General features: G+C 55.0%; 3 protein-coding genes and 1 pseudogene. All 4 read left to right on the top strand.

The annotated features are described in order from the left end of the window. Positions 1-599: pseudogene (locus VAE57_RS06335) on the top strand (CRISPR-associated RAMP protein Csx10); the annotation flags it as partial. Further along, positions 596-2,071 (top strand): RAMP superfamily CRISPR-associated protein, encoded by a 1,476-nt coding sequence (locus tag VAE57_RS06340; protein WP_322821045.1) that lies wholly within the window; start codon positions 596-598, stop codon positions 2,069-2,071. The pseudogene VAE57_RS06335 and the gene VAE57_RS06340, both read left to right, overlap by 4 nt. Next, positions 2,068-2,628, top strand: a complete 561-nt coding sequence (gene csx19, locus VAE57_RS06345) for a CRISPR-associated protein Csx19 (RefSeq protein WP_322821046.1) — start codon at positions 2,068-2,070, stop codon at positions 2,626-2,628. Before VAE57_RS06340 ends, csx19 begins: the two co-directional genes overlap by 4 nt. Before the next feature lie 10 nt (positions 2,629-2,638). Further along, positions 2,639-3,923: TIGR03986 family CRISPR-associated RAMP protein (locus VAE57_RS06350; protein WP_322821047.1), on the top strand; the 1,285-nt coding region annotated here is incomplete at its 3' end.

Below are 3,923 nucleotides of genomic sequence, written 5' to 3' on the forward strand. Positions count from 1 at the left end.
GCGAGCGACGGGCTGAGGGTTTTGGCCGTCTCGCATTCAACTGGCAGACTGAGACGCAGTTGATCAGGGTGGATCCTCCGGCGGCGAGTCTGATTGAACAATCAGCGCCGAACCTTGATGGCCCGGCACGCAATATTGCACAGCAGATGGCTATGCGTATGTTGCGTCGAGAGCTGGATGCTAAACTTCGCAAGGCAATCAACGATATTCGTCCTGAACATCTATCCATTTCTAACGCTCAGCTATCAAGATTGCGGATTATCGCCCGCGAAGCGCTACCAGGCGGCGATCTCGCACGGTTGCAAAAATATCTGGAGGAGAACATTAAGACACGTCGCTCTGTCAGAGATCAGTTTGATCGAACACGTCTCGGTTCGGAGGAACGGCTGTCGCAATGGCTGGAAGAGCGTCTGAGTCAGCCAGAGACCGTCTGGGACAAGATCGGCGCTCAAACTCTATCCAAACGCATCGGTGCCAATGTGCTTGTTAGTACCAGGGACGATAAAGAGTTGGCCCGTGAGTACACGATCCGCCTGATCGACGGTGTTCTCGCCAGACTGGCAAAAGATCGCCGCAGGGAAGATGGAGGCCGTCAATGAGTAAGCATCCCCTGGCAACATCTCGCCAGATTAGCGAACGCTGGATCATCGAGGGTGATCTGGTGTTGCAAACCCCAACCCACCTGGGCAACGGCGATACCGATGGCATTGTGGATATGCCACTGTTGCTGGACGAAGTGACCGGAAAAGCACTGCTACCGGGCACGTCGCTGGCGGGTGCGCTGCGCAACTACCTTCATGAGCGCCGTCACGGTTTCGAGAAACAGACTACAGATCGATTGATTGAAGCGCTTTTTGGCGGGCAGAAGGGCAACGACGACGGTGATCAAAGTGCTTTGATTATCGATGATGCCCTGGGTGAGGCATCAAAGATCGAACTACGCGATGGTGTGCGCATTGACCCGATAACGCGCACCGCGAAAGTTGATTTCGATAATGGGGTTCCGCGTGGCTACAAGTACGACCTTCAGCTTCTGGAAGCCGGCACAACCTTCCCTATTCGCATGGAACTGCTCCTCAGTCAGGGTGACAATCAGCAGCAGGTAAAACAAATGCTTGCCCTCGCTCTTCAGGGGCTTGAGGCAGGTGAGATAGACATCGGGCTACGGAAGCGACGCGGTTTTGGTGTGTGTCGGGTTACGCAATGGCGTGTTACCCGTTACGATCTCACAAAGCCTGCCGGTTTGCTGGCCTGGTTAGCAGAAGATCATCCTGACTGGAAATACGCCACCGGCAGTGAACAGCGATCTGGTCAGAGCATTGCCAGTCTCCTGAATGTAACTCTCGCGGATAGTAGCGACAGACGTAGCTTCTGCCGGATCCGGGCACAGTTTGTCGTTGACGGTTCCATCCTGATCCGTGCCGGGTTCGATGAACAGGATCGTGGCCCGGATACCGTACACCTGCATAGCGCCCGGCCAGGTGGAACGCGCAAGCCGGTTCTTTCAGGTACCAGCCTGGCGGGTGCGCTACGCCATCGTGCCGGGCGTATTCTGCGCACAATTGCCGATGATAAGCAGGCCCAGACCATGATTGACAGTATCTTCGGCCCTGCCGAGATCACTGGCGACAAAAAACAAAGGGCTCGCTCGAGTCGCCTCGTTGTCAACGAAACAGTGATCGAGAACCCGGTAAATCTGGTACAGAACCGAATTCGCATTGACCGTTTTACCGGCAGCGTCCACGGAACGGGTTTGTTCAATGAACAGCCGGTCTTTGGTAAGAGCGACACCCTTGTCACCGTTGATCTGACGCTCCGTAACCCTGGAGATGCCGAGATCGGATTGTTGCTGTTATTGCTCAAAGATCTGTGGACCGGTGACTTACCGCTGGGAGGTGAAGCCGGCATCGGTCGCGGACGATTGAAGGGTGTTAGAGCAGAGATTGAAACACCTCAGCACAAAGGGAAGCCACTCACGATCAGCCTTGCTGACGACAAACGTCTGACTGTGAGTGACCGTCATGCTCTTGAGCATTACGTTGCAGTCTTTCACGCGGGGGTAAAGCGATGACAAAGATCCCCTATCAGCTTACCGGCATTCCTGTGAACGATGAATGCAACACCGATCCGGCTGCCTGGATGGTGAAACAGGCGCAGCATTATAACCTGCGCTACCTGCTCGCCCACGCCGACGACGGTGTGATCTGGGGTCGTATCGATAATAGTGCGCTGCATACCTCGCATGGCATCGCTCCGGCATCTCCACCGCTCCATCCCTCAACCCTGCAACAGGCGCGTCTGTTCAGCCCGGCGGGAGAGCTGTTGCTCTGGCGCGACGACAATGGCTGGCGCGCTCGCCTGGTTGCCGATGTTCCGGGTAATGATGATGACATCATCGACGAAGATCAGATTCTGTGGGGTGATACCGTGGAAGCCACCATGAACGGTTTCACACTATTACGTGAGGGGTCTCAGGGTATGCGTCACGCAGTTCCGATTGTTGTAACACGCGAACAGCTCAGGCATCACCAGCTACGCCTGCGCGTGCGTCACTATATCACCGAAAATGAGGATGGTGAAGCCAGTATTACGCTAAGCCGTCTGGTTCAGCTTCTACCGGAAGCATAAGGAGATGCTTATGAACATTCCCAGGCACGTAAACCCCACTAAAGAGATTGCCAGAGCACCCTACAATTTTGTACCACTGCCGGAGAAGATCGTTACCATCGATCCGGATACGCTACCGGACCAGGATCGTTACGATCTTGAACGGCATAGCGGCACTATTGAGTGTGTGATTACCACCGCTTCGCCGATCTACGTGCGTGCACCGCTGACCCCTGAAGAGTTTGAGCGCCAGGAGTGCGGCGAGGATGAGCAGGTGCCCTGGCGTGAACGAGTGCGCAACAAGCCAGATTTCTTCTCCATCGATCCGGATAAGACCCCACGCATTCCGGGCAGTAGTCTGCGCGGAATGTTACGTCAGCTTGTAGAGATCATCAGCTACAGCAAAGTGCAGTGGGTCTCGGATCAATTACTGGTCTACCGGGCGGTCGGTGATACCACCACTCACGGCAAAAAATACCGTGACCGCATCATGTGTGAAAATGCTCGGCGCCCCAATCGCAGTGGAAAAATGGCCTGGCACTACACGCCGCTGGTCAGAGCCGGGTACATTAAAGAAGATCGCGGCGAGTTCTTCATCCACCCTGCCAGAGAGATCGGTGGAACTACCTTCGCACGTATTCGGAGCGACAGCATTCCTGCACATCTCTCGCAGATTCCTGATTGCAAGAACGCATCGAAGATCTACTTCCAGACTGGTCCATATGACTACCAGGATGTACGTGGCGGCTTCCTGCGTATCAAATACGCCAAAGTAATCCGGGCCTCGGCCACGCCAGCATCCGAACTGACCGAGGGTGCATTGGTGCGGAGCGGACCGATGGCTTCAAAATGCAGCGAGGCTGTCATCTATCCGCCAGACGATCAGGTCAAACCAATTCGCATCCCCGATGAGCTGATTGCAGCGTACAGGGATCAAATCAGCCAGGAGCAGGAAAACCTGTTAGGGAAAGGCGGCGTCTTGCGCAACGGCCAACCTGTATTCTATCTGATGGAAAACGGCCAACTCGTTTTCTTTGGTCACACCATGATGATGCGCTTGCCCTATCGGTATAAGCCAATTGACTTCGTGCCAAACGAGCTACGTCGCGAAGAAGATCTCGATCTTGCCGAAGCGATCTTCGGCTACAGCAAATCCCAGGGTGAAGGTAAAGCACGTGCCTACGCCAGCCGTATCTTTGTGTGCGATGCGCTGCTCGAACCGGGTCAGTCCAATATCTGGCTGGCAGCCGAGCCGGTTGTACCCAAAATCCTGGGCAGTCCCAAGCCAACTACCTTCCAGCACTACCTGACTCAGC

Source organism: Chloroflexus sp., from assembly GCF_034434295.1.
GTDB lineage: Bacteria > Chloroflexota > Chloroflexia > Chloroflexales > Chloroflexaceae > Chloroflexus.

Coding starts and splice junctions, on each gene's coding strand:
- VAE57_RS06340 (WP_322821045.1), top strand. CDS start 596: ATGAGTAAGCATCCCCTGGCAACATCTCGCCAGATTAGCGAACGCTGG.
- csx19 (WP_322821046.1), top strand. CDS start 2,068: ATGACAAAGATCCCCTATCAGCTTACCGGCATTCCTGTGAACGATGAA.